Below are 22,297 nucleotides of genomic sequence, written 5' to 3'. Positions count from 1 at the left end.
GTCGAGCCGGGTCGGGTCGAGTCGGAGGCGGGCCGTGGCGGGTTCTGCGATCAGGCCGAGCAGGGTCTGAGCGGGGCGGGTCGGAGGAGGTGGAGGGAATTCAGTCGGCGTGGTGCATGGCGGCCGCCGGCCGCGCGGACGCCACCAGTGGCCTACCCCGTGTCTCGGGCATCCACCGGGCCAGCGCCAGCGCCGACGCGCCTGTGACCGCCGCGTACAGGGCGAACGTCCCGGCCAGCGACAGCTGCTGGACGAGAGGGAGGAACGTGGTGGCGACCACGAAGTCCGCCGCCCAGTGGGCCGCGGTGGCCACGCTCATCAGCGCTCCCCGCGCCTCGGAGGGATAGATTTCCGAGATGTACACCCAGAACACCGCGGCGGGGCCGACCGCCCCGGCCGTGATGAAGACGCACAGCAGTAGAGCGGTGACGGTGCCCTCGTGGCCGAGGAGCCCGGCGGAAGCGATCCCCAGGGCGGTGAGCGCCATGACGACGAGTCCGCCGATCATCAGCGGTCGCCGTCCCCAGCGGTCCAGGGCCAGTACGGTGATCACCGTGGCGGCGACATTGCACAATCCCACCAGGATCGAGCCGACGATGCCACCGGCCGATGTGAGGCCGCTGGAGGCCAGGATCGTCGGCGCATAGTAGATAGCGGTGTTCAGGCCGGTCAGGTGGACCAGGACGGCGATGGCGAGGCCCAGCGCCACCCACCGGCGGCCCGCTTGGGCGCAGGCCACGCGCAGACCGGTTCCGCGCACCGGGCCCTCCGCCGTGGGGCCGCTCCCCGTCCCGATACCGAGCCGGGCCGCCGCCAGCGCCGCCCGCGAGCCGTGGCCCCGGCTGTGCAGCCAGTCCGGTGACTCGGGGACGAGGAACATCCCGCCCAGCAGGAGGAGGGCCGGGGCGATGCCCACGGCCAGCATCCAGCGCCAGGCTCCGGATGGTTCCAGGGCATAGGCGACGACGTAGGACAGCAGCAGCCCGACTGTGATCATGAGCTGGTTGAGCGTGACCAGTGCGCCCCGGCGGGCAGGCGGCGCGATCTCCGAGATGTACAGCGGTACCGCGAAGGACGTGGCGCCCAGGGACAGGCCGACCAGGAGGCGCCCGGCGAGGAGCGACCCGGTGCCGGTGGCGGCCGCGGACGCGAGGGTGCCCACCGCGTATACCGCGGCCGCCGAACCGATCACGGGGAGCCGGCCGAAGCGGTCCGCGAGCCGGCCGCTGCTGGGAGCCGTCAGAGCGGCTCCCAGCAGGGCGGCGGACACCGCGGCGCCCTGGGCCCAGGGCGACAGGCCGTACTCGGCGGTGACGAGCGGCAGGGCACCGGCGATGACGCCCGTGCCGTAGCCGAAGAGCAGCCCCCCGACGGAGGCGACGCAGACCGTCAGGGTGCGGGTTGCCGCCGGTGACCTCGTCGGCTTCACCGGGCCTCCGACGTGTCGGTCGAGGTGTCCACGGCGGCGCCGCCGGCGGCGGCGGATGCCACGAGTGCGCTGCCCACCCGGGCGGTGCGCCGGGACTCGGTGAGCGACATCGGTGCGGGCGCTCCGTTGCGAACGGCTCGCGCGAAGGCTTCGACCTGACGCTGGTAGTGGTTGGCCGCCGGGACGGTCTCCTCGCGGACGCCGTTCTCGGTGAGGATGGTGATGACCCCGTCCTCACCGTCCATGGCCCAGGCGTTGCGGACCATGAGGGTGCCGCGGGTCCCCTGGAGTTCGTAGGCGGCGCGCGGGCCGTAGTCGATGCTGTAGTCGACGACCGCGGAGCGCCCCCGCCCGAAGTCCATCGTCGCGACCGCGCTGGAGTCCACGGTGAGGCCGGGGCGGCTGCTGAGGCGTGCGCTCACGTGCTGGGGAGCCTGCCCGAAGAACAGCAGCGGGACGTCGACGGCGTAGCAGCCGACGTCCCAGGTGGCTCCGCCGCCCAGAGCGGGGTCCAGCCGGATGTTGCCGCTGCCGCTCTCGATGCGGAACGCGAAGGAAGCCCGTACGAGCCGCAGTTCGCCGATCTCGTCGGAGGCGAGGATCTCGGCGGCGCGCAACTGCTGCGGGTGGAAGCGGTACATGAACGCCTCCATGACGGTACGCGACGCCGCCTCGGCCGCCTTCTCGACGCGTGCGCAGCCGTCCTCGTCCATCGCCATGGGTTTCTCGACCAGGACGTGCTTGCCGGCCGCCAGGGCGCGCAGCGTCCAGTCGACGTGTTCGGTGTTGGGCAGTGGTATGTAGACGGCCTCGATGGCGGGGTCCGCGAGGAGCGTCGCGTAGTCCGGGTGGGCGGTGGCGCCGAAGGTGCGGCCGAGCTCCGCCGCGGCGGCCGCCCGTTCGGGGCGGCTGGCGACGGCTGTCAGCGCGCAGCCGGGTGTCGCGGCGATGGCCGGCATCAGGTGGGTGGCGATGTAGGAGGTGGCGCCCAGGACACCCCAGCGCAGGGTGCTGTTCCGCTCGTCGTGTGCCGTCATGCGTTGTCCTGCCTCATGCGTTGTCTTCCTGGATGAACCGGGCCGCGCGTTCGGCGACGGCGGCCACGGCTGCGTGGATGTTGCCGGTGATCATGTTCGGGATGACGGAGGCGTCGGCCACTCGCAGGCCGCTCGTGCCCCGCACCCGCAGCCTCGGGTCGACCACCGAGCCGACATCCCCGTCGAGGCCGATGCGACAGGTGCCGACCGGGTGGAACTGGGTTTGGGCGTTGGCCCGCACGAACGCCTCCAGTTCGCGGCGGGTGGCCGCCGCGCTGAGGGGTGCGCGGCCGGTGGTCAGGCTCGCGAGCGGGTCGGTGGCGGCGATGTCACGGGCGATGCGCACCCCCTCCACCAGGACGTCGAGGTCGGCGGGGTGGGTGAGGTAGGCGGGGTCGATCAGGGGATGCTCGTCGGGGTCGGCGGAGGCCAGGGTGAGCCGGCCGCGGCTGAGGGGTCGGGTGACGCCCGGACCGATGGTGAAGCCGTGGCCGAGGCGGGCCGCGTTGTTGAGGTCCTTCATCGGAGCGAAGGACAGCTGCACCTCGGGTGCGTCCGACGTGCTGTCGAGGCACACGAAGCCCCCGGCCTCGCCGAGGTTGGAGAAGTCGGCGACGGGGTGACCCTCGGTGGTGTCGTAGGCGAGCGAAACCTGCACGTGGTCATGGAGGTTGGAGCCGACGCCGGGCAGGTCGACGGCCACGGGGATGTCCAGCGCCGCCAGTTCGGCCGCCGGGCCGATGCCGCTGAGCAGCAGCAGTTGCGGGGCGGCGGCGGCTCCCGCGCACACCACGACCTCGGTGGTGCAGCGGATCGAGGTCACCGTGCCGCCGTGCCGGAGTCGTACGCCCGTCACGCGGCCGGCCTTCAGCAGGAGGCCGTGCACGACCGCGTCCGTCACGAGGGTGAGGTTGGGGCGTTCGAGAGCGGGTCCCAGGTGGGTGCGGGCGGTATTGCCGCGGTGGGCCGGCGCGCCGGGGGCGGCGGCGGTGCGGGTGGTCCGGTAGAGGCCCACGCCCTCCTGCCGGCCGGCGTTGAAATCCGGGTTGCCGGGCAGCCCGTACTTCTGCGCGGCTTCGACGAACGCGGCGGCGAACGGGTGGGGTTCGGTGTTCTCCGCCACGGGGAGGCTGCCGTACGGCGCCGCGTGGGCGGGGCCTTCCAGGCGTTCCAGGTACGGCACGAGATGGCGTGCGTTCCAGGTGTCGCCGCCCCAGCGCTCCCACGCGTCGAAGTCGGAGGCGGCGCCCCGGATGTGCACCATGGCGTTGATGGCACCGGATCCGCCCACGACCCGGCCGCGGGGCCAGGCGAGGCGTCTGCCGTCGAGGGCGGCTTGCGGCACGGTGCGGTAGTCCCAGTCCAGCTCGCCGCCGAGCAGCGACGGCCAGGAGGCGGGCCGGGCGATGCGCGCGTCGGTGTCCGGTGGTCCGGCTTCCAGGAGCAGGACCCGCCGACGGGGGTCCTCGCTCAGCCGGGTGGCGACGACGCTGCCGGCCGCGCCCGCGCCGACCACGACGTAGTCGTAGGTGGTGAAGCTTTCCATGGTTGTGTCCTTCGCTCCACTGAGCAGCGGTAGGGGGCGGGGCGCTGGGGCATCAGGTCGCGAGGAATCCGCCGTCGACGCCGATGACTTGCCCGTTGACGTACGAGGAGGCGGAGGAGAACAGCCACAGCACGACGTCGGACACCTGGCGTGGGGTGCCGATCTCCCCGGACGGGATCAGGCCGCGCCAGGTCGTCGCCCCGCCGACGGCCGCCTCGGAGGCGGCCAGCATGTCGGACTCGATGGGGCCCGGGGCGACGGCGTTGACACGGATGCCCTCGTGGGCGTGCTCGATGGCAGCCACGCGGGTCAGGGCTACCGCGGCGTGTTTGGAGGCGACGTAGGCGCCGATGCCGGGGAAGACGGTGCGGATGCCGTGCACCGATGTGTTGTTGACGATGCTGCCGCCGCCCTGGGCGGACATGAGCCGCAGTTCCTCCCGCATGCACAGCCACAGCCCCCGGGTGTTGACGGCGAAGGCGGGGTCGAAGTCCTCGGGTGCCAGGTCCGCGAGGCGTCCGTCGCCGGGAACACCGGCGTTGTTGAAGGCGTAGTCGACCCTGCCGTACAACTCGACGGCCCGTGCGAACAGGTCGTGGACCTGGCTGGGGCTGGTGACGTCGCAGCGGACGAAGTGCGCGTCGCCTCCCTGCGCCCGGATCTCGCGCTCGGCCTCGGCGCCGCGCTTCTCGCTCCGGGCTGCGATGACGACGCGCAATCCGGCCTCGGCGAACGCGACGGCGGACGCCCTGCCGATGCCCGCGCTGCCGCCGGTGACGACCACGACCGCCTTTTCCAGCGGGTTCCGGCCGTCGGCGTCGTCGCTCATCGGTCGGCCCCGACGCACTGCTTCGGCCGGCCGGCGTCCATGCCCAGCAGGCGGCCCATGCCCGCGCAGGCGCGCTCGATCTCGCTGTCGGTCACGTCGTTGAGGAAGCACACCTCGCCGATCGTGGTGAGGATCGGCAGGTTCTGCATGCCGTCGCGGTGCAGCACGGTGTCCGCGAGGCCCTCCAGGACGAGTTCCACGTCGCAGAAGAGCGGGTGCGAGGGTTCGAGCCCCATGTGCCGCGCCACGGCGACGATGCGCTCGAACTGGTCGCCGTCGATCAGGCCCCGGCCGACGGCGATGAGCGCGGAGAAGACGCAGTCCATGGCCACGGCTTCGCCGTGCAGCAACTCGGGGAGGGCCCGCATCTCCACCAGGGGCGAGAACGAGTGTCCGTAGTCGACGGACCGCTTCAGGTCCTTCTCCCACAGATTGGGCTGGAGTTCCTCGGCCATTCCCGCGATGGCCCGGCCGATGACCTCGTCGGCTACGGTTCCCGCCATGCCCTCGCTGCCGGGCTCCGGGTCCTGGAAGCGCGTCTCGATGAGCTCCGCGCCGTACTCCTCCAGGAGCTCGAACAGGCGAAGGTCCTTGATCAGGGCCATCTTGAAGATCTCGCCCATGCCGTTGCGCAGCTGCCGGTCGGGGACGGTGGCGAGGAAGGAGCGGTCGATCAGTGTCCTCGGAGGAGGGGTGTAGGCACCGAGGCGGTTGCGGTACCCGCCGTAATTGATGCCCGACTTGGCGGCCACACTGACGTCGACCTGGCCGAGGAGGGTGGTGGGCACCCGGACGAACGGGATGCCGCGCCGGTAGAGGCTCGCGGCGAGTCCCACGACATCGGCCACGACGCCGCCGCCGATGACGATCGGCGGGGAACTGAGGCGGTTGGTGCCGACCTCATTCAGCTTGTTGACCACGTCCAGGACGCGCTCGATGGACTTGTTCTCCTCCGAGCCGGGAAGCGTCAAATAGTCGACTCTCGCTTCATTCTTCGAGAAGTAGGCGCGAATTTCCGTGCCGTACAACTCGTCGACGGAATGGTCGAGGACGACGAGTCGCGTGCCCGCACCGCGGCCTCCACCGGGAATGGTGAGGAGGTCGGGGTTCTCCGGATTCAGCAGGCCATGGGATTCGACTATCTCGTACTCGACGGGTAATTCCGTCTGGATCTTCCAAGTCTGCTGACGGGTGGAGACGTTCATGGTGGTTTTCCCTCTCGCTGACGCAGCGTTCGGTTTGTTGCGTCATGAAACATACAGCGAGGTCGGGGCGAGGCAAATCGAGAATCTTGCGCAATATGTCTTGTTTGTGACGTACTTTGGCGGGGGAGATGGTTCGGTTCTGTTGCTCTCGGTCCGCTCTGGCCGACCGTGACGGCGGCCCGCGTGTTGACCAGAAAGGCACCCCTCCTCGGCTCGCCGGGCCCGAATTCACTTGGGGCGACGTGCCCGTCCTAGGCGACGCAGGCCGAAACAATTCGGTTGGCACCGCTCCCGGCGAAGACGACACCGTGCCAAGCGACTTGAGTTCGTATACGGTTTGACTATCGCTCTTGTGGCATATCTCACCGTCAAATCCACCGTCGCTTCCCAGGCTTTGAGACACCCCCAACCCCACCGAATCGGAGCGGGCTGCACGGACAACCGCTGGTGACGCCACGAACGTCGTTGACGTATGCCCAGGCACGCCCTATAGGACGGCCGGCCGGGCAGCGTCGGATTCGTCCGCCGGTACGCCGCGACCGCAGGGCCTGGTTCCCGTCCTTCGTCACCCGCGGGCGCCGTTCGACGCCGCTCGACGCCGTTCGGCGACAGCTGCCGACCGAGTTCAAGGACGAGTCGAGGTCGTGACCGGCGAGGAGATGGCGCTCGCCACTGCCCGCCGCGGGGTGACGCAGCGCGTGTTGTGCGCGCGGTTGGGCTTTCCCCGTTCCGATCGGCCTGTTCGAGAAGACGTGGCAGAGCGCGTTGCCGTTCCGGTCAACGTGGCCGCCCCCGAAAAGCCCGTATGGCTGCACCTCTTCTCCCTGATCGGCGGCCGCAGGACACGGGCCGGCTCGGCGATCGGCGGAATCCCCGAGACCGGGAGATGCTCGACTTGTGCGCCGAGCACGGCCTGGTGCCGAGATCGAGGTCATCCCAGCCGACCAGATCAACGTGGCGTACGAGCGGGTGCTGGTGAGCGACGTCCGCTACCGCTTCGTCATGGACACGGCGACGATCTGGAGCCGAGCCGTCGATTGCCTCCCGGGCTTACCCGGGAGGCGATCGACCGGCGCAACGGGTCGGGGCACGACCGGCACATGAGCGCATGCGCGATGGCCGACCTCGTCCCACGCCCCACCTCGACGACGAGGTGCTCGACTCCATGGCACGCGTCCTGGCCACCTGCGACCCCTTCGACGGCCGGTTCCTCGTGCACGGCGCGCGTGTTCCCGGGTGCTGCGGCCGAACGGCGAAGGAGGACGGTCATGAGTGAGCAGCTCGAGCACGACTTCCTCCGGTCCCAGCCCGATCCCGTGCCGGAGTGGCGGGTGTACTGGGAGAACCGCGGGACCGCGGGACCGGTGGCCCGTGACCGTACGGGCCCGGTACGGGAACGCGGCGGGGGAGCGGGAGCCGGTGTTCCCGTTGGTTCGGACGGCCCGGCCGACGCGGCATACTCCTGGGCCTGTCCGGGCGATCCTGTCGGGCACGCTCCCCAGCTTCGCGTGGGAGGTACCGCGGCTGTGGCACGTTGCTGTGTGGTCGTCAGTCGCCCGCGCACGTCCGGTACGAGGACGTTCTCCCCCAGCTGCCGCTGGGGGCGCCCACCGCATCGCGATGCGTCCCCTCGGCCCTCCGGGCCGGGGAGGCACGTGCATCCGACAGCCGCGGCCTGTTCCTCGAAGACCCAGGACGCGGCTTAGAAGAACCCGAGTTTCTTGGGGGAGTAGCTACAAAGAATGTTCTTCGTCTGCTGGTAGTGGTCCAGCATCATCTTGTGCGTCTCGCGGCCGATGCCCGACTGCTTGTAGCCGCCGAACGCGGCATGCGCCGGGTAGGCGTGGTAGCAGTTCGTCCACACGCGGCCCGCCTGGATCGCCCGGCCGGCCCGGTAGGCCGTGCTGCCGTCCCTCGCCCAGACGCCGGCGCCCAGGCCGTAGAGCGTGTCGTTCGCCGTGGCGATCGCGTCGTCGAAGTCCGTGAAGGACGTGACGGCGACGACCGGGCCGAAGATCTCCTCCTGGAAGATCCGCATCCGGTTGTCGCCCTCGAAGATCGTCGGCGTCACGTAGTAGCCGCCGGCCAGCTCCCCGCCGTACTCGATCCGCTGACCTCCCGTCAGGACCTTGGCGCCCTCCTGCCGGCCGATGTCCAGGTACGAAAGGATCTTCTGCAGCTGGTCGTTGGACGCCTGCGCGCCGATCATCGTGTCCGTGTCCAGCGGATGGCCGGGCACGATCTTCTCCGTGCGGACGACAGCCGCCTCCAGGAACTCGCTGTAGTGGCCCCGCTGGATCAGCGCACGTGACGGACAGGTGCACACCTCGCCCTGGTTGAGGGCGAACATGGTGAAGCCCTCCAGCGCCTTGTCCCGGAAGTCGTCGTCCGCCGCCCACACGTCGTCGAAGAAGATGTTCGGGGACTTGCCGCCCAGCTCCAGCGTGACCGGCTTGATGTTCTCCGAGGCGTACTGCATGATCAGCCGCCCGGTCGTCGTCTCGCCGGTGAACGCGATCTTCGCGACCCGTGGGCTCGACGCCAGCGGCTTGCCCGCCTCCACACCAAAGCCGTTGACGATGTTGAGGACGCCGGGCGGCAGCAGATCGGCCACCACGCTCAGCCACACATGGATGGAGGCCGGGGTCTGTTCGGCCGGCTTCAGCACCACCGCGTTGCCCGCCGCCAGCGCGGGCGCCAGCTTCCATGCCGCCATCAGAATGGGGAAGTTCCACGGGATGATCTGCGCGACCACGCCCAGCGGCTCGTGGAAGTGGTACGCCACCGTGTCGTCGTCGATCTCGCTGAGGGTGCCCTCCTGGGCGCGCAGCGTGCCGGCGAAGTAGCGGAAGTGGTCGATCGCCAGCGGAATGTCCGCGGCCAGCGTCTCGCGCACCGGCTTGCCGTTGTCCCACGTCTCGGCGACCGCCAGCTTCTCGGCGTTCGCCTCCATCCGGTCGGCGATTTTCAGCAGGATGCCCGCGCGTTCGGCCGCCGAGGTGCGGCCCCACGCCGGCGCCGCCGCATGGGCCGCGTCCAGGGCCCGTTCGACGTCCTCGGCCGTGCCGCGGGCGATCTCCGTGAAGGGGCGGCCGTCGACCGGGCTCGGATTCTCGAAGTACTGGCCGCGGGCCGGCTCGACGTACTCGCCGCCGACCCAGTGGTCGTAGCGCGACGCGTAGGAGACGACGGAGCCTTCGGCGTTCGGCTTCGCGTATCGGGTCATGTGCAGGCCTCCCGGTGCAGGCGCCGCCCGCCGTTGGGCGGCGCTCCCACAGAGGCTAGGAAGCGGAACGTTGCAACCAGGTTGCGCGCGCTCATGTGCGCAGCCGGGCGCGCGAAGCCGTCGTCACCCGCGCTGCCAGGCGTCCAGCTCCGCCACGCGCGCCAGCGCTGCCGCCCGCCGGTCGGGCGGCAGCACGGACGCCAGCGCCCGCCATGCGGGCAGGTCGTCCTCGCCCCACGTGCTGTACGCCCAGTCGGCCAGCAGCGCCGGATCGCCGCGGGCGATGAGCGCCGCACGCAGCTGGGTCTCCAGTCGCCCACGCAGCCGCACCACCGCGGGCGCCTGGGACGAGGGCAGCAACGGCCCCGCGTACGCACCCAGCGCACCGGTCACCGCACCGGACGCCAGCCGCCGCGCCACCGTGTCGAAGTCGGCGTCGACCGGGGCGGCGAGCCGGTAGGGCCGTGAGCGCAGGAGACCGGGGCCGAGCAGATGCCGCAGCCGGGACAGTTCCGCGCGCAGGGTCACCGGCGTGACCGTCTCGTCCTCGTACAGCTCCACCAGCAGCTCCTCGCCGCCGATGCCGTCGGGACGGCCGGCCAGGACGACGAGGATCTCGCTGTGCCGGCGGCTGAGCCGCTGTCGTCGGCCCGCGGTGACCAGCACCGCCTCGTCCCGGCCCAGCGCCGTCAGTCGCAGACAGTCGGCCGGCGGCGCCGGGGCGAGCAGCGCCAGCTGCGACTCGGCGGCGCGGGCGACCGCACCGACGAACGCGAGGCTGTGCGGATGGGCGAGCTGGTCCCCGCCGGTGATGTCCACCGCGCCCAGGACACGGCCCGTGGCCGGGTCGTGGACCGGGGCCGCGGCACACGTCCACGACTGGACCGGTCTGCGGAAGTGCTCCGCGGCGAAGACCTGCACCGGCCGTCCGACGGTGATGGCGGTGCCGGGCGCGTTCGTGCCGGCGACCGCCTCGGCCCAGCGGGCACCGGGAACGAAATTCATCCGGTCCGCCCTACGGCGCGTCGCCGGCGGACCCTCCACCCACAACAGCCTGCCGTGCGCGTCGCAGACGGCCACCAGATGGCCGCCGTCCGTCGCGTACGCCCCCGTCAGTTCACGGATCACCGGCATCACCCGGGCCAGCACATGACTGTCCCGGTACGCACCCAGATCCTCTCCGTCGAGGTCCACGCCCGCCACGCCCTCCGGGCTGACCCGCGCACGCGCGGAGCGCCGCCAGGAGTCGGCCACCTCGGGCCGAACGGGCGTCTCGACACGGCCGGCCGTCAGATACGCGTCGTACGCCCGGCGCAGCGCCGCGCTGCGTCGCGCCGGATCGGCGCCGGGCTCCAGGGCCACCCACGGATCGCTCACATCGCCCTCCCGCGCCCATCGTCACCCGGCCGGCGGGGTCCGACAAGGACCACGCGCGGGCCACGGTCAGGCGAAGTCGACGAGCCGGATGTAGCGGGTCCAGTCCCAGTGCGGGCCCGGACCGGTGTGCGTGGCACCCGGCACCTCGTGGTGACCGACCGGCGGACTGGGGCCCCGCAGGCCGTCCCCGGCCGTCCGCGGCGCTGGAGCCGAAGCGCATGTGGTCGGCCGACCGTCGGCGGCGCCCCAGGGCGTCAGTCCTCCGCCGCCCGTTCGCCCAGCGCCAGCGCCAGGGCCGAGGCCGGGTCCGCGGATGCCGGACCCGCCGGCGCCCACACCGAACGCTCACGGCGGTACGGCCACCACCGGCCGTCCGGGCCCAGACGGAGTTGCACCTGCGCGCCGACCACCGTCCAGCGCGCCGCGCCGGCCGCCCGCAGCCGGGGGCGGCCGGAAGCGTCCGTCTCCGCCCACGCCTCGTCGAGGGCCGTCGCCGCTCGTGCCGCCAGGGCCGGGTCCGGTGCGAAGTCCTCCTCCAGGACATGGAGTCCGGCGGCCCCGCCGTGCCGCCACGCCCGCACGGCGAGGTCGAGTTCCGCGCGGCCGCGCCCCGTACCGGCGGCGATCCGGCCCGCGACGACCGGTCCCGGGGACGACGCCGCCATCCGTACCGCGTCCTGGTCGGGCGTAAGGGCGGGCGGCGGCGGATGCTCCTCGTGCCCCGGCGCGAGTGCCCGCATCAGCAGCAGAAGGGCACGCGCGGCAGCGTCCTCCACGAGGAACTCCAGCGCACTCGGGTCGACACCGGGCGCCGGAGGCGTCTCCGTGTCGAGTGCGGGCGCGGGGCCCGGCTCCTCCGGCAGGGGCGGGGGAGGCGGCAGCGGCGGCAGCATGTCCCGAGCCGCGAACGCCTCGTCCGCCCGTACCCCCGGAGAATCCCGTACCTCCGCATCCCCCGGCTTGCGTGGCGACGGTGTGCTCGCGCGCGCCACACTGCGCGCCTGGAGCTCGTCCAGCAGCCTTCGCTCCGCCCGCCCCCGCATCAGCAGCAGCACGAACGGGTCCTGGTCCAGCAGGCGAGCGACCTGGTAGCAGAGCGCGGCCGTGTGCGGACAGTGGTCCCACGCCTCGCAGGTGCACTCGGGCTCCAGGTCACCGATCCCGGGCAGGAGCTCCACTCCGGCCGCCGCCGCGTCCTCCACGAGGTGCGGCGGCATCTCCCGGTCGAGCAGGGCGGCGATGTGTCCGGCCCGGTCCACCGCCATGTCGAGGAACCGGTCCCACTCCTCCTCGTCCAGTTCCTGTAGCAGCACGTCGCTGCGGTACCCGGTGCCGTCCCGGTCGCGGACGACCGCGGTGATCCGGCCCGGACGCACCGACACCGCGCCGACCGCGCCCTCGCGGGCATGCCTGCGGCCCCTCTTCAGCTGGTCGCCGTCCAGCGCGGTGTCCTCCAGTGCCTTGAGCCAGGTCTGCCCCCACCAGGTCTGTGCGAAGCCCCTGCCCCGGGCGGGAGGCAACGCGTCGAACGTCCGCTCCATGTCAGGCGACCCGCTCATCGTCCATTCCCCCGCAGTTCCACCAGTTGCGCCAGTTCGGCGTCGGTCAGCTCCGTCAGCGCCGCCTCCCCGGTGCCCAGCACCGCGTCCGCGAGCTCCTTCTTCCTGTCCAGCATCTGCGCGATACGGTCCTCGATCGTGCCCTCGGCGATGAGCCGGTGCACCTGCACGGGCCGGTCCTGACCGATGCGGTACGCACGGTCGGTGGCCTGCGCCTCGACAGCGGGATTCCACCAGCGGTCGAAGTGCACGACGTGCTCCGCCCTGGTGAGGTTGAGCCCCGTGCCCGCGGCCTTCAACGACAGCAGGAAGACCGGCACTTCGCCGTTCTGGAAGCGGTGGACCATGGCCTCCCGCTCGGCGACGGGCGTACCGCCGTGCAGGAACTGGGTCCGCACACCCCGCCCTGCCAGATGTTCCTCGAGGAGCCGTGCCATCCGCACGTACTGGGTGAACACCAGCACGCTCGCGTCCTCGGCCAGGATCGTGTCCAGCAGCTCGTCCAGCAGTTCCAGCTTTCCGGAGCGGTCCGCGATCCGCGGACGCTCCTCCTTCAGGTACTGCGCGGGGTGGTTGCAGATCTGCTTGAGCCCGGTGAGCAGCTTGACCACCAGACCGCGCCGTTCCATGCCGCCGGCCTCCGAGATAGCGGCGAGGGTCTCGCGCACCACCGCCTCGTACAGTGCGGCCTGTTCGGGCGTGAGGGACACCGTGCGGTCGGTCTCGGTCTTGGGCGGCAGTTCGGGCGCGATGCCCGGATCCGACTTGCGCCTGCGCAGCAGGAACGGCCGGACGAGCGCCGAGAGCCGGGCGGCGGCCGCGGGGTCGCCCCCCTCCACCGCCTGGGCGTAGCGCGTACGGAACGTGCCGAGCCGGCCGAGGAGGCCCGGTGTGGTCCAGTCGAGGATCGCCCACAGTTCGGAGAGATTGTTCTCCACGGGCGTTCCGCTGAGCGCGACGCGGGCCTTGGTCCCGATGGTGCGCAGCTGCCGGGCGGTCGCCGAGTACGGGTTCTTCACGTGCTGGGCCTCGTCGGCAACGACCATGCCCCAGGCAGCCCCGGCGAGCCGTGCCGCGTCCAGACGCATCGTGCCGTACGTCGTCAGTACGAACTCGCCCTCCTCCAGACCGTCGAGGGAGCGGTTCGGGCCGTGGAAGCGCCGTACCGGCGTGCCGGGCGCGAAACGCTCGATCTCCCGCTGCCAGTTGCCCATCAGGGAGGTGGGGCAGACGACGAGGGCGGGCCCGGCGGCCGAGGGCTCGGTCTGCCGGTGCAGATGGAGTGCGATCAGCGTGATGGTCTTGCCGAGCCCCATGTCGTCGGCCAGGCAGCCGCCGAGGCCGAGCGACGTCATCCGGTGGAGCCAGTTGAGGCCCCGCAGCTGGTAGTCGCGCAGGGTCGCGGCCAGGGCGGCGGGCTGGGCGACCTCCTGCCGGCCGCCCTCCGGGTCGGTGAGCTGTTCGCGCAGCCGCTCCAGCGGCCCGGTCGCCGTCACCTCGACGCGCCGGCCGTCGACCTCGGCGGAACCGGTGAGCACGGCCCCGAGCGCGTCGATCGGCGCCAGCTTGCGGTCCTGGCCGGCCCGGGCCCGCCGGGCTTCCTCGGGGTCGATGAGGACCCATTCGTCGCGCAGCCGCACCAGGGGGCGCCCGGCCTCGGCGAGCCGGTCCAGCTCGGTCCGCGTGAGCTCCTGGTCGCCGAGCGAGAAACGCCAGTTGAAGGAGAGGAGGGCGTCGGTCGACAGGAACGACGGCAGCCCGGACGACTCCCGGCCGGCCGCATCGGCCCTGGTGCCTGTCGTGTCCGTCCCCGTGTCCGTCGCGCCGTCGTCCGTCGCGCCGCCGTCCGCCGGTCCGACGACCGCGCGGGCGGTGAGACGCCGGGCCAGCCGGCGGGGCCAGTGCACCTGCAGCCCGGTCGCCGCGAGGGCCCGCGTGGCCTCGCCCAGAAGTTCGGCGATCTCCTCGTCGGCGAGCTCGATCGCACCGGGGACGGCGGCGTGCAGCAGCGGGGCGAGCGGAGGCCAGGCGCGCGCCGCACGACGGAGTGCGAGCAGGGCGTCCAGCCGGTCACGGGAGCCGAAGGCGGCGGCGGAGGGGCCCGTACCGGCCCAGACGTCGGCGGCGTCGGCAACCAGAGCAGGATCGCTGACACTGTGCATCTGCACCACGGCCCGGAATGCCGGCCGGCCGGCCCCGTCCGCGGCCGCCGCGTCGAGCCCCAACACCTCGATACGCAGGGACAGTCGCACGCCGGCGTCGTGTCCGGCGGCGATGTCGGCCACCCACGCGCGCTGGTCGGGCAGCCGAAGAGGCTCCCGGGCGGCGAACGCCGCACCGCCCGCCGCGAGCGGAGCCGCTGGGCTGCGGGGCAGCGCGTCGGCCACGGCGTCGACGAACTCCCGCAGCAGCCGCTCCGGTTCGGGCAGCAGCAGCGTGTCCGCCGTGGGGTCGAGAGGTACCGCATGCGCGGCAGGAGGCATGGAGGCCGCGAGCGTGCGCAGCCGGTCCAGGTCCTGGGGAGCGAGCGGCCCCATGCGCCACGCGTCGTTGTCGGCCGCGCTCAGCCCCGGCAACAGCAGTCCGCGCGCGGCCAGTTGCAGCGCGACCACCGCGGCGGCGCCCCAGAACGCGGCAGCGTCCGACGCGCCGGGAAGGGTGCGTGCGCGGGTCAGTAGGGGCAGTGCGTCGCCCACGGGCACGAGCAGTGCCGGTACGTCGGAGGCGCGCAGGTCGTCCGTGACGACCGTGATCCGGCCGGGCAGGCCGACGCGGCCGCCGGGGAGCGGCGACAGGTCACCGTCGGGCAGGCAGTCGGGCAGGAGGAAGGCCATGCGGCCGGTCCTGGCCGGATCGCCCGGCAGGAACAGAGCGGGGCAGCCGGCGAGGGCGTGGACGGCGGCCAGGGAGAGTGCGGGTTCGGCGGGCGGAGACGGCGGTGCCGTAGGAGGCATGTGCACAGTGAAGACGCATTCCTCAAATTTGACTACTTGGGGAGCCGGAGTCGCCGAGGGTACCCGACTCGCGTCCTTTCGCGCGCGCGATCAGGGTGTGATGCGCACCACTGCGCCCGACCGGCGTGGCGGGAGGGTGCGGCCGGCACCACCCCCGGCGGGCGGGTCTGCCCCCGAGGGATCCGGGTGGTGGCGTCATGGCCCCGCAGTACCGAGATCCTTACGTTGTGTACAGGTCGCGGCCCACGCGCAGCAGGGCACGGACGACCACCCGGCACTGACTGCCGGCCCGGGCCCCGCAGCCGGTCCGGCCGCGGCCCTCAGCTCCGATCCCCAGTGCCGCATCCCAGTCCTGCGTTCCAAGTTCCGCATCCCAGGTCCTGCGTTCCAAGCCCTGCATCCAAGCTCCTACAAACCGGAGATCGCCATGCCTCAGGCCACCGCCACCCTCACGGCCCGTGCCGCCGAGCCACCCGCCCGCGGCACCGGATCGGGAGCGCCCGCCGGCGGGGCCGGACCGCAAGCGCCTGGGCGTGCGGGTGCGGGGAGCGAGTTCGCGCCACTGCTGCGGACCGTCAAGGAGCAGGGACTCCTGGAACGCCGACCCGGCTGGTACGCCCGTGGCATCACCGTGAACCTGCTGGCCCTCGCGGTGGTGATCACCGGCATGGCGCTGGCGGGCGGATCCTGGTGGGTGCTCCTGCTCGCACCGCTCCTCGCCCTGTTCTCCGCCCGCGGCGCCTTCTTCGGACATGACGCCGGCCACGCGCAGATCACCGGCGATCGACGCAGAAGCCGCCTCATCCAGCTCGTCCACGCCAACCTGCTCCTCGGCATGAGCCAGGAATGGTGGAACGACAAGCACAACCGGCATCACGCCAACCCCAACCATGTGGACAAGGACCCCGACGTCGCGCCCGACGTCCTGGTCTTCACCAGCAGGCATGCCACCGGGCGCAAGGGCATGTACGGGTGGCTCACCCGGCACCAGGCCTGGCTGTTCTTTCCCCTCACCACCCTCGAAGGCATCGCGCTGAAGGTCTACGGATTCCGGGCGGTCTTCTCCCGTACACCCTCGGTCCGACAGAACGGCCGCGACCGGGCCGTCGAAGCGGTCCTGCTCCTCGCCCACGTCGCCGCGTACGCGACCTTGCTGCTGGCCACCCTGCCGCCGGCCCATGCGCTCGTCTTCGCTCTGCTGCACCAGATGGTCCTCGGGCTCCACCTCGGCATGGCGTTCGCCCCCAACCACAAGGGCATGGAGATGCCCGACGGCGAACACGGCAAGGACTGGGGCCATCTGCGCCGCCAGGTGCTCACCTCGCGCAACATCCGCGGCGGTCCCCTCACCGACTGGTTCCTGGGCGGCCTCAACTACCAGATCGAGCACCATCTCTTCCCGAGCATGCCGCGGCCCCATCTCGCGCTCGCCCGCCCCCTGGTCCGGGCCCACTGCCGCGCGCTGTCCGTTCCGTACACCGAGACCGGCCTGCTCGACTCGTACCGCCAGGCCCTGGCCCATCTGCACGACGTCGGCGGATCTCTGCGCGAGGACGCCACGGGAACCGGCGGGCGGGCGTGAGCGTTCTTCCAGTGGAGCGGCCACGGCCGCGGAGGAGGCGACGGACATGTCGGCACGCACAAAGATCATGATCGGGGGAGTGGCTGTCGGCCTGCTCCTCATGCCGTTCATCGGATTCTGGCTCTCGCTGCTGGTGGTGATCGGTGTGCCGACCGTGGCGTATCTGATGCTCGACCCGAGCCAGCGCCGCAGGCTGCGCCGCGTCTCCCGCCGCGAGATCGGTCGCTGACCCGGTCGCCGACCGGTCGCTGACTGGCCGCTGATCGGTCTCGGAGGGCCCCGAGGGGCGGGGGCGGGCCGCACCTTGTGCGGCCCGCCTTCCGTGCGCGCGTCGCGTGTTCTTCCCGCAGAGGTAGGGTCGTGGATGATCACCGGCACGGGAGGGGAGCTCGGACGATGAGTGCGGCAGTCACGGCGGTCAGCAGCAACGGGGTGTACGCGTTCACCAAGCCGAACCGCAAGAGCATCACGCTGCTCGCAGGACTCGGGGTGGAGGGCGACGTCCATGCGGGCGTGACGGTCAAGCACCGGTCACGGGTCGCTCGGGACCCGGCCCAACCCAATCTCCGTCAGGTGCACCTCATCCATGAGGAGCTGTTCGCCGAGGTGGCGGCCGCCGGTTTCGAGGTCGCCCCCGGAGCCCTCGGGGAGAACGTGACCACCACGGGGATCGACCTGCTGTCCCTCCCCGTGGGGACACTGCTGGGGCTCGGTGCGGAAGCGGTCGTCGAGGTCACCGGCCTGCGGAACCCCTGCGTGCAGATCGACGCCTTCCAGGACGGCCTGCTCAGGCAGGTCGTCGGCCGCGACGCTTCGGGTGCGATCGTGCACAAGGCCGGAATCATGAGTGTGGTGAGGACGGGCGGGGTGGTCCGCCCGGGCGATCCGATCACGGTCGAACTGCCCGCGGGCCCGCACCGCCGGCTCGAACGGGTCTGAGGACCGCCCCGAGCGAGGAACCGAAGAGGCCGCGGGCCGAAGAGGTCTGAGGCCGCCCGTTCGACGGGGCCGAGGACCGCCCTCGGGAGGGGGCCGAGAGCCCCGCTCAACAGGGTGGGACCGCAGCGAGCGGCAGCCCGACCGGCACCTCCGGCAACCTCGCGGGCACCACCCATCGTCCTCGGCAGCCATCGCCGCCCGCAACCATCGCGCTCGGCAACAACGGCCGGCGCTCACGCCGGATGGACGGCCATCTTCTCCAACGCCTCCAGCAGCCCCGGGAGCTCCGGGCCCCGGCCCACGGGGATCACCTCGCCCGGTTCCTCGTCCAGCAGGAGGAACGCGATGTCGTCCGTCCTCGCGACCATGGACCAGCCGGGTCCGTCGGCCCGGATCATGCGAGCCCCTCCGGGGGCGAACGACGAACGGACCCGTCCGGGCGGCGGAGCCGATTCCGTGTAGGCACGGGCTTCCCCGAGCGCGCGGCGTACGCCCTCGCTCAGCCCGCCCGACCTCGTACCGGCGGGAAACTCGCCGGAACCGGTCGCTAGGCCGGTGTCGGTGCCGTCGGCGTCCGGCCCGTCGAGGCCGGTCCGATCGCGCCACTGCGCCCACTGCAGGGCGACCTCGTCCGCCCCCAGCCGGCGCTGCGCCGGACCCCAGCGGCCCGTGTCCGGCGGGGCGAGCGGCGTGGGGTCGCCCTCCACGGGCGCCGGGTCGTGGGGCGCGGGCAGGTTGGGTGCGGCCACAGCGACGGCCAGAGGCCAGCCGGGCAGCGCGGCGACCATCGAGCGCTCGTCGGGGGAGAGGTCGTACTCCATGCCGCAGTCCCACGAGGCGATGGCGACGGCGACGAGGGACACGTCGTCGACCACCACGGTCCAGCGGGCGCCTTCGCCGTCCTGGCCGAGGACCAGTCCGTACCCCTCTTCATACGGTTCGAGGGCGAGCGCCCGGCAGGCCGCCGGATAATCGTCGCCGAGCACGCTGGGGAACTGCGCGGGCGTGAGCAGCACCGCGGTCAGCACATAGAGCGCGTCGTCGTCCACGGCCTCTTCCGCCCCGGCCACGGCAACCTCCCCATCCGATCGTTCGTCGGCGCACCTTAACCAGTGAGTAACCCGCACGTCGAGGGTGAGCGAAGCTAAATCGGTCGGGAGGGTTCCGCTCCGGGCAGGTCCAGGAGACCGCGGGCCACCGACTCCACCGGCTCGTTCCGCTCACGGGCGAGGGCTATGACCGCGCGGCAGGCGAGTTCGTTGATCCCGAAGACGAGTGCGTCGGGCGCGACCCACCCCGCCGCCTCGTCGATCCGGTCCCAGTCGTCGTCGACGCTCGCCGCCACATAGGTCGCGGCGGCCTCGAAGACGTTGTGCCGTGGCGGGCGGTCGTGGCCGGGCGGCTGCACGGGGCGGGCCGGACGGGCGGTGAAGAACTTGACGAGCCGGGCGAACACTCGGACCACCTTCCCTGGTGAAAAGGGAGCGGCGGATGCCGCCGACTCCTCAAGTCTCCCACCCTGGCACGTGGTTCGAACGGGATGGAGCGTGTCCTAATGGAAGGCGGCGGCCGGGCCGCCCCTTTCGGTCTGCGGGCTCGCCTGTCGCGATGTGCGCGCCGGCGGCGTTCGGGTCCTGCCGCGCTCGTCGCCCTCTCGTCCTTCCCGTACTCCTGTCACTCGTCGCCTTCGCGCACGGCCAGGGCGAGGAAGCGGTCGTCCCGGTCGGTGTACGACGTCAGCCGCCAGCCCGAACCGGCAAGGAGGGAACGCAGATTCGGCTCGGCCCGCAGATCGTCATCGCTGATCGTGCGGCCGTGGCGGGCGGCGAGTGCGGCGCGGCCGATGGGGTGGAACAGGGCGAGCGCGCCACCGGGCCTCACGACGCGTGCCAGCTCGCGCAGGTTGGCAGCCGGCTGCGGCAGGTGCGAGATCAGCCCCGCGCCGAAGACGGCGTCCAGCGATCCGGAGCGCAGCGGGAGGCGGGCGACGTCGCCGAGCAGCAGCATCCCGCTCCTGCCGCGCCCCGCCCGCTGGGCCTCGTCCAGCATCTCGGGCGTGAGGTCGATGCCCAGCACGCTGCCATGTGGGCCCACGGCGGCGCGCAGCGGTTCCAGCGCACGCCCCGTGCCGCAGCCGGCGTCGAGCACCCGGCCGCCGGGCCGCAGCCCGAGGTCCGCGACGGCGGCGGCGTACGCGGGTCCGTCGTCGGAGAAGCGGCTGTCCCAGTCGGCAGCACGCGCGCCGAAGAATTCCTGCACGTGTGTGTGGTCGTCGGCCATGTTCCCATGATCCGCCAAGAGAGGGCGGCCCGTCACGCGCGTACCGGTCACGCCTCAACGGACGGACGGTCGCGGTGGGTGACGCGGGCAGGGACAGGACGCGGGCCGGCGCAGGGGCAGAGGACGCGGGCCCGGGGCAGGGGCGACCGGTGCCCATGAAGTCGCCCGCGCCCTCCATCTCGACCAGGGCGCACCCCTGTCGTCCTGTGCGATGCGCGCGACCGCCACTCCGGCGAGTAGGTCCTGGTCCGGTTCGGTCGAATACGCGGGCCGGGTGCGCACTGCCCGGAAGCCGGCCTCGGTCGGCTGAGCCCGGCGCATGCGGTTCCGCCGCGGCCCTCCCGGCGGCACCTTGCCGTGGGCCCAGGCGTGCGAAAGGCTTACGGGCGTACGCGAGACCACGGGGTGTACGAGCGGGGAGGGACCGGCCATGGCGTTGGACAAGGGACTCGACTGGCTGCTGGACGACCTGACCGAGCGGATCGACTACATACGGCACGCACTGGTGCTCTCCAACGACGGCCTGGTCACGGGCGCGAGTACGGGTCTCGCACGGGAGGACGCCGAGCACCTGGCGGCGGTCTCCTCCGGGCTGCACTCCCTCGCCCGGGGCTCCGGCCGCCACTTCCGGGCCGGCCGCGCGCGCCAGACGATGGTCGAGTTCGACGAGGCACTGCTGTTCGTGACGGCGGCGGGCGAAGGCAGCTGCCTGTGCGTCCTCAGCGACGCCGAGGCCGACGTGGGCCAGGTCGCCTACGAGATGACGCTGATGGTCAATCGGGTCGGTGAGCACCTGGGCGTCGAGGCGCGTCAGCCGGACAACCCCCTCTGACCTGCGGCGACAGGGTTATCCACAGGCCCGGCGGGATGTCGCTGCGGCGGGCTACGGTCATCACCGGTGAGTGTTCACAGCTCTACGGGGGAGACATCATGACTACGCAGGACACGTCGTCGCAGGTGACAGAGGACACGCTGTTCGCGACGCGGTACGCGGTCCGGGATGCGGCGGACCGCGACAGGGCGCCGAGTCCGGCGTTGAGCAGGGCCGCACGCGAACTGCAACTGAGGAGCGGCGAGTTGGAGCTTGCCGTTCAGCTGGGACTGGTGGGTACGGCATCGGACGCGCGCGGTGGCCCTCCCCGGATCCCTCGGCATGAGATCGACCGGCTCCGAGCGGCGGAGGGTTTCCCGGACGCGCTGCGGGAGCGGGTCCGGGCGGTCGGCACTCGGGAGGGGGCCGAGCTCCTCTCGATCACCAGCCACCGGTTCACGTGCCTCGCCCGCACGGGCCACTTCATTCCGGTGCGCTTCTACCTCAACCGCTATCGCGCAGTCGTATGGATGTATCTCACCTGCGAGCTGCGTGACTTTGCCCAGGACCACGCCGATCTGCTGACCGGCCGGACGCCGCCCGCGGTGCGCGCAGCGCTTGATTCGGGAGAGGACCGCCGCCCGAGGAACTGGCGCGGGCGAAAGCTGGGCATGCTGTTGCGGGCGACCTCGGACCCGTGGTCGCGAGCCGCAGCCATCGCGGCGGTGCTCGATCCGGTGACGGTCGCCGAGGTGGTCCCCGATCCCTACGAGCGTTCCCGTCTGCGTGTGCTCCGGCCGGACCTGCTGCCCGGTGGCAGACCCGAATCCCCGGCTGGCCGTGAGCTGGTGGACCGCCTGCTGCTCGCGGACCACCCCGACGAGATCCTGTGGCACCGGATGAGCCTGGCCGAATCACTGCACGAGGCACGCCGGCTGAGCCCGGCGCCCCGGCCCGCGCAGGCAGCCGGGCCGGGGGCGTCCAGGCAGACGGCGCGAGGGCCGGCCACCCGGCTGCTGTCGCGGCGTACTCCGCGCGCACTGCGTACTCCGCGCCCGCCGCATGGCCGGCGTGCGCTGCTGGACCGTCTCCGCCGGCGAAAGCCCGATCCGGCCGACTGACCTGACGCGGTCGGCGCAAGCGATCCGGCAGGCTGACCCGATCCGGCGGCAGGCGCGCGGCGACGGTCTTCGCCGGAGCCGTCTTGGCGGCGTCGGTCTGCCCTGACCCGAACCGGCCGGGCCCCTCGGCCGATTGACCCGACATGGTCAGTGCCCCGCCAGCTCGCGCAGGCGCGGTCCGCCGACCGCCTCGCCTCCCCGACCGGCGGGACCCGGGCCCGCCCGCTGCGCTGCCCGTCAACAGGCCCCGGACCCCGGAAAAAGCGCTCGCCGCACACTCCGCGCGTGCATATCCTCGGCGGCCGCAGCACACGTCTCGACCCGCCCTGCCACAGCGGGGCGTCGATTCCGGGCCGCGGTCGCCACCTTCGGCCCGGTCCCTCCTACCCCCCTCTCCTCTCC

18 protein-coding genes and 3 pseudogenes are annotated in these 22,297 nt (G+C 72.2%); 8 read left to right on the top strand and 13 right to left on the bottom strand.

Annotated elements, in window-relative coordinates; genetic code table 11:
• Positions 1–100: 100 nt before the first annotated feature.
• Genes ACH5AF_RS20850 through ACH5AF_RS20830 form a run of 5 tightly spaced genes read right to left on the bottom strand, consistent with a single transcriptional unit; the run spans position 101 to position 6,046 of the window.
• The gene (locus ACH5AF_RS20850; protein WP_398903105.1) at positions 101–1,429 is read right to left on the bottom strand and encodes a sugar porter family MFS transporter; all 1,329 of its coding nucleotides are present in this window, start codon (positions 1,427–1,429) and stop codon (positions 101–103) included.
• Positions 1,426–2,466 (bottom strand): Gfo/Idh/MocA family protein, encoded by a 1,041-nt coding sequence (locus ACH5AF_RS20845; protein ID WP_398903104.1) that lies wholly within the window; start codon positions 2,464–2,466, stop codon positions 1,426–1,428. The genes ACH5AF_RS20850 and ACH5AF_RS20845 overlap by 4 nt, the downstream gene beginning before the upstream one ends.
• A 13-nt stretch (positions 2,467–2,479) precedes the next feature.
• Positions 2,480–4,012, bottom strand: coding sequence for a GMC family oxidoreductase (locus tag ACH5AF_RS20840; protein WP_398903103.1), 1,533 nt, complete (start codon positions 4,010–4,012; stop codon positions 2,480–2,482).
• A gap of 52 nt (positions 4,013–4,064) precedes the next feature.
• Positions 4,065–4,841 carry an SDR family NAD(P)-dependent oxidoreductase gene (locus ACH5AF_RS20835; RefSeq protein WP_398903101.1) on the bottom strand — a complete coding sequence of 259 codons (777 nt, stop codon included), beginning with the start codon at positions 4,839–4,841 and terminating at the stop codon, positions 4,065–4,067.
• Positions 4,838–6,046 (bottom strand): sedoheptulose 7-phosphate cyclase, encoded by a 1,209-nt coding sequence (locus ACH5AF_RS20830; protein WP_398903100.1) that lies wholly within the window; start codon positions 6,044–6,046, stop codon positions 4,838–4,840. The genes ACH5AF_RS20835 and ACH5AF_RS20830 overlap by 4 nt, the downstream gene beginning before the upstream one ends.
• Positions 6,047–6,822: 776 nt before the next feature.
• On the opposite strand from ACH5AF_RS20830, the pseudogene ACH5AF_RS20825 reads away from it, so the two are divergent.
• Together ACH5AF_RS20825 and ACH5AF_RS20820 are read left to right on the top strand one after the other, a co-directional pair.
• Positions 6,823–7,150: pseudogene (locus ACH5AF_RS20825) on the top strand (hypothetical protein); the annotation flags it as partial.
• Positions 7,151–7,154: 4 nt separating this feature from the next.
• Complete coding sequence (locus ACH5AF_RS20820; protein WP_398903099.1) at positions 7,155–7,322, top strand: hypothetical protein; 168 nt, start codon at positions 7,155–7,157, stop codon at positions 7,320–7,322.
• Positions 7,323–7,748: 426 nt separating this feature from the next.
• On the opposite strand, the gene adh is transcribed toward ACH5AF_RS20820, so the two are convergent.
• The 5 genes and pseudogenes from adh to ACH5AF_RS20795 form a co-directional block, all read right to left on the bottom strand.
• Positions 7,749–9,272, bottom strand: coding sequence for an aldehyde dehydrogenase (gene adh, locus ACH5AF_RS20815; RefSeq protein WP_398903098.1), 1,524 nt, complete (start codon positions 9,270–9,272; stop codon positions 7,749–7,751).
• A 123-nt stretch (positions 9,273–9,395) separates the two neighbouring features.
• The gene (locus tag ACH5AF_RS20810; protein ID WP_398903097.1) at positions 9,396–10,649 is read right to left on the bottom strand and encodes a GAF domain-containing protein; all 1,254 of its coding nucleotides are present in this window, start codon (positions 10,647–10,649) and stop codon (positions 9,396–9,398) included.
• 66 nt (positions 10,650–10,715) lie between these two features.
• A pseudogene (locus tag ACH5AF_RS20805) lies at positions 10,716–10,808 on the bottom strand (N-acetylmuramoyl-L-alanine amidase); the annotation flags it as partial.
• A gap of 95 nt (positions 10,809–10,903) precedes the next feature.
• On the bottom strand, positions 10,904–12,208 hold the full coding sequence (locus ACH5AF_RS20800; protein ID WP_398903096.1) for an SWF or SNF family helicase: 1,305 nt from the start codon (positions 12,206–12,208) through the stop codon (positions 10,904–10,906).
• On the bottom strand, positions 12,205–15,162 hold the full coding sequence (locus ACH5AF_RS20795; RefSeq protein WP_398903095.1) for a DEAD/DEAH box helicase: 2,958 nt from the start codon (positions 15,160–15,162) through the stop codon (positions 12,205–12,207). The genes ACH5AF_RS20800 and ACH5AF_RS20795 overlap by 4 nt, the downstream gene beginning before the upstream one ends.
• A gap of 427 nt (positions 15,163–15,589) precedes the next feature.
• On the opposite strand from ACH5AF_RS20795, the gene ACH5AF_RS20790 reads away from it, so the two are divergent.
• The 3 genes from ACH5AF_RS20790 (at position 15,590) to ACH5AF_RS20780 (ending at position 17,683) form a co-directional block, all read left to right on the top strand.
• A complete protein-coding gene (locus ACH5AF_RS20790) occupies positions 15,590–16,744 on the top strand; it encodes a fatty acid desaturase family protein (protein ID WP_398903094.1) in 1,155 nt (384 codons plus the stop codon).
• Positions 16,745–16,790: 46 nt separating this feature from the next.
• Positions 16,791–16,973, top strand: a complete 183-nt coding sequence (locus ACH5AF_RS20785) for a hypothetical protein (protein ID WP_398903093.1) — start codon at positions 16,791–16,793, stop codon at positions 16,971–16,973.
• Positions 16,974–17,140: 167 nt separating this feature from the next.
• Positions 17,141–17,683, top strand: a complete 543-nt coding sequence (locus ACH5AF_RS20780) for an MOSC domain-containing protein (protein WP_398903092.1) — start codon at positions 17,141–17,143, stop codon at positions 17,681–17,683.
• A gap of 233 nt (positions 17,684–17,916) precedes the next feature.
• Here the strand turns inward: ACH5AF_RS20780 and ACH5AF_RS20775 are convergent, their stop codons facing one another.
• The 3 genes from ACH5AF_RS20775 to ACH5AF_RS20765 form a co-directional block, all read right to left on the bottom strand.
• The gene (locus ACH5AF_RS20775) at positions 17,917–18,753 is read right to left on the bottom strand and encodes a hypothetical protein (protein WP_398903091.1); all 837 of its coding nucleotides are present in this window, start codon (positions 18,751–18,753) and stop codon (positions 17,917–17,919) included.
• A 74-nt stretch (positions 18,754–18,827) separates the two neighbouring features.
• Positions 18,828–19,091 (bottom strand): hypothetical protein, encoded by a 264-nt coding sequence (locus tag ACH5AF_RS20770; RefSeq protein WP_398903278.1) that lies wholly within the window; start codon positions 19,089–19,091, stop codon positions 18,828–18,830.
• Positions 19,092–19,357: 266 nt separating this feature from the next.
• Positions 19,358–19,963 carry a class I SAM-dependent methyltransferase gene (locus ACH5AF_RS20765; protein WP_398903090.1) on the bottom strand — a complete coding sequence of 202 codons (606 nt, stop codon included), beginning with the start codon at positions 19,961–19,963 and terminating at the stop codon, positions 19,358–19,360.
• Positions 19,964–20,096: 133 nt separating this feature from the next.
• On the opposite strand from ACH5AF_RS20765, the pseudogene ACH5AF_RS20760 reads away from it, so the two are divergent.
• The 3 genes and pseudogenes from ACH5AF_RS20760 to ACH5AF_RS20750 form a co-directional block, all read left to right on the top strand.
• A pseudogene (locus tag ACH5AF_RS20760) lies at positions 20,097–20,273 on the top strand (ATP-binding protein); the annotation flags it as partial.
• Positions 20,274–20,393: 120 nt separating this feature from the next.
• Complete coding sequence (locus tag ACH5AF_RS20755; RefSeq protein ID WP_398903089.1) at positions 20,394–20,795, top strand: roadblock/LC7 domain-containing protein; 402 nt, start codon at positions 20,394–20,396, stop codon at positions 20,793–20,795.
• Between the two features lie 98 nt (positions 20,796–20,893).
• Positions 20,894–21,895: a DUF6397 family protein gene (locus tag ACH5AF_RS20750; protein ID WP_398903088.1), complete on the top strand. Its 1,002-nt coding sequence runs from the start codon at positions 20,894–20,896 to the stop codon at positions 21,893–21,895.
• The last annotated feature ends 402 nt before the right edge of the window (positions 21,896–22,297 follow it).

This window comes from Streptomyces sp. NPDC018833 (assembly GCF_044390825.1).
Taxonomy (GTDB): domain Bacteria; phylum Actinomycetota; class Actinomycetes; order Streptomycetales; family Streptomycetaceae; genus Streptomyces.
The sequence above is the reverse complement of the archived record's forward strand: the minus strand, read 5'-3'. Positions and strand labels throughout refer to the sequence as shown.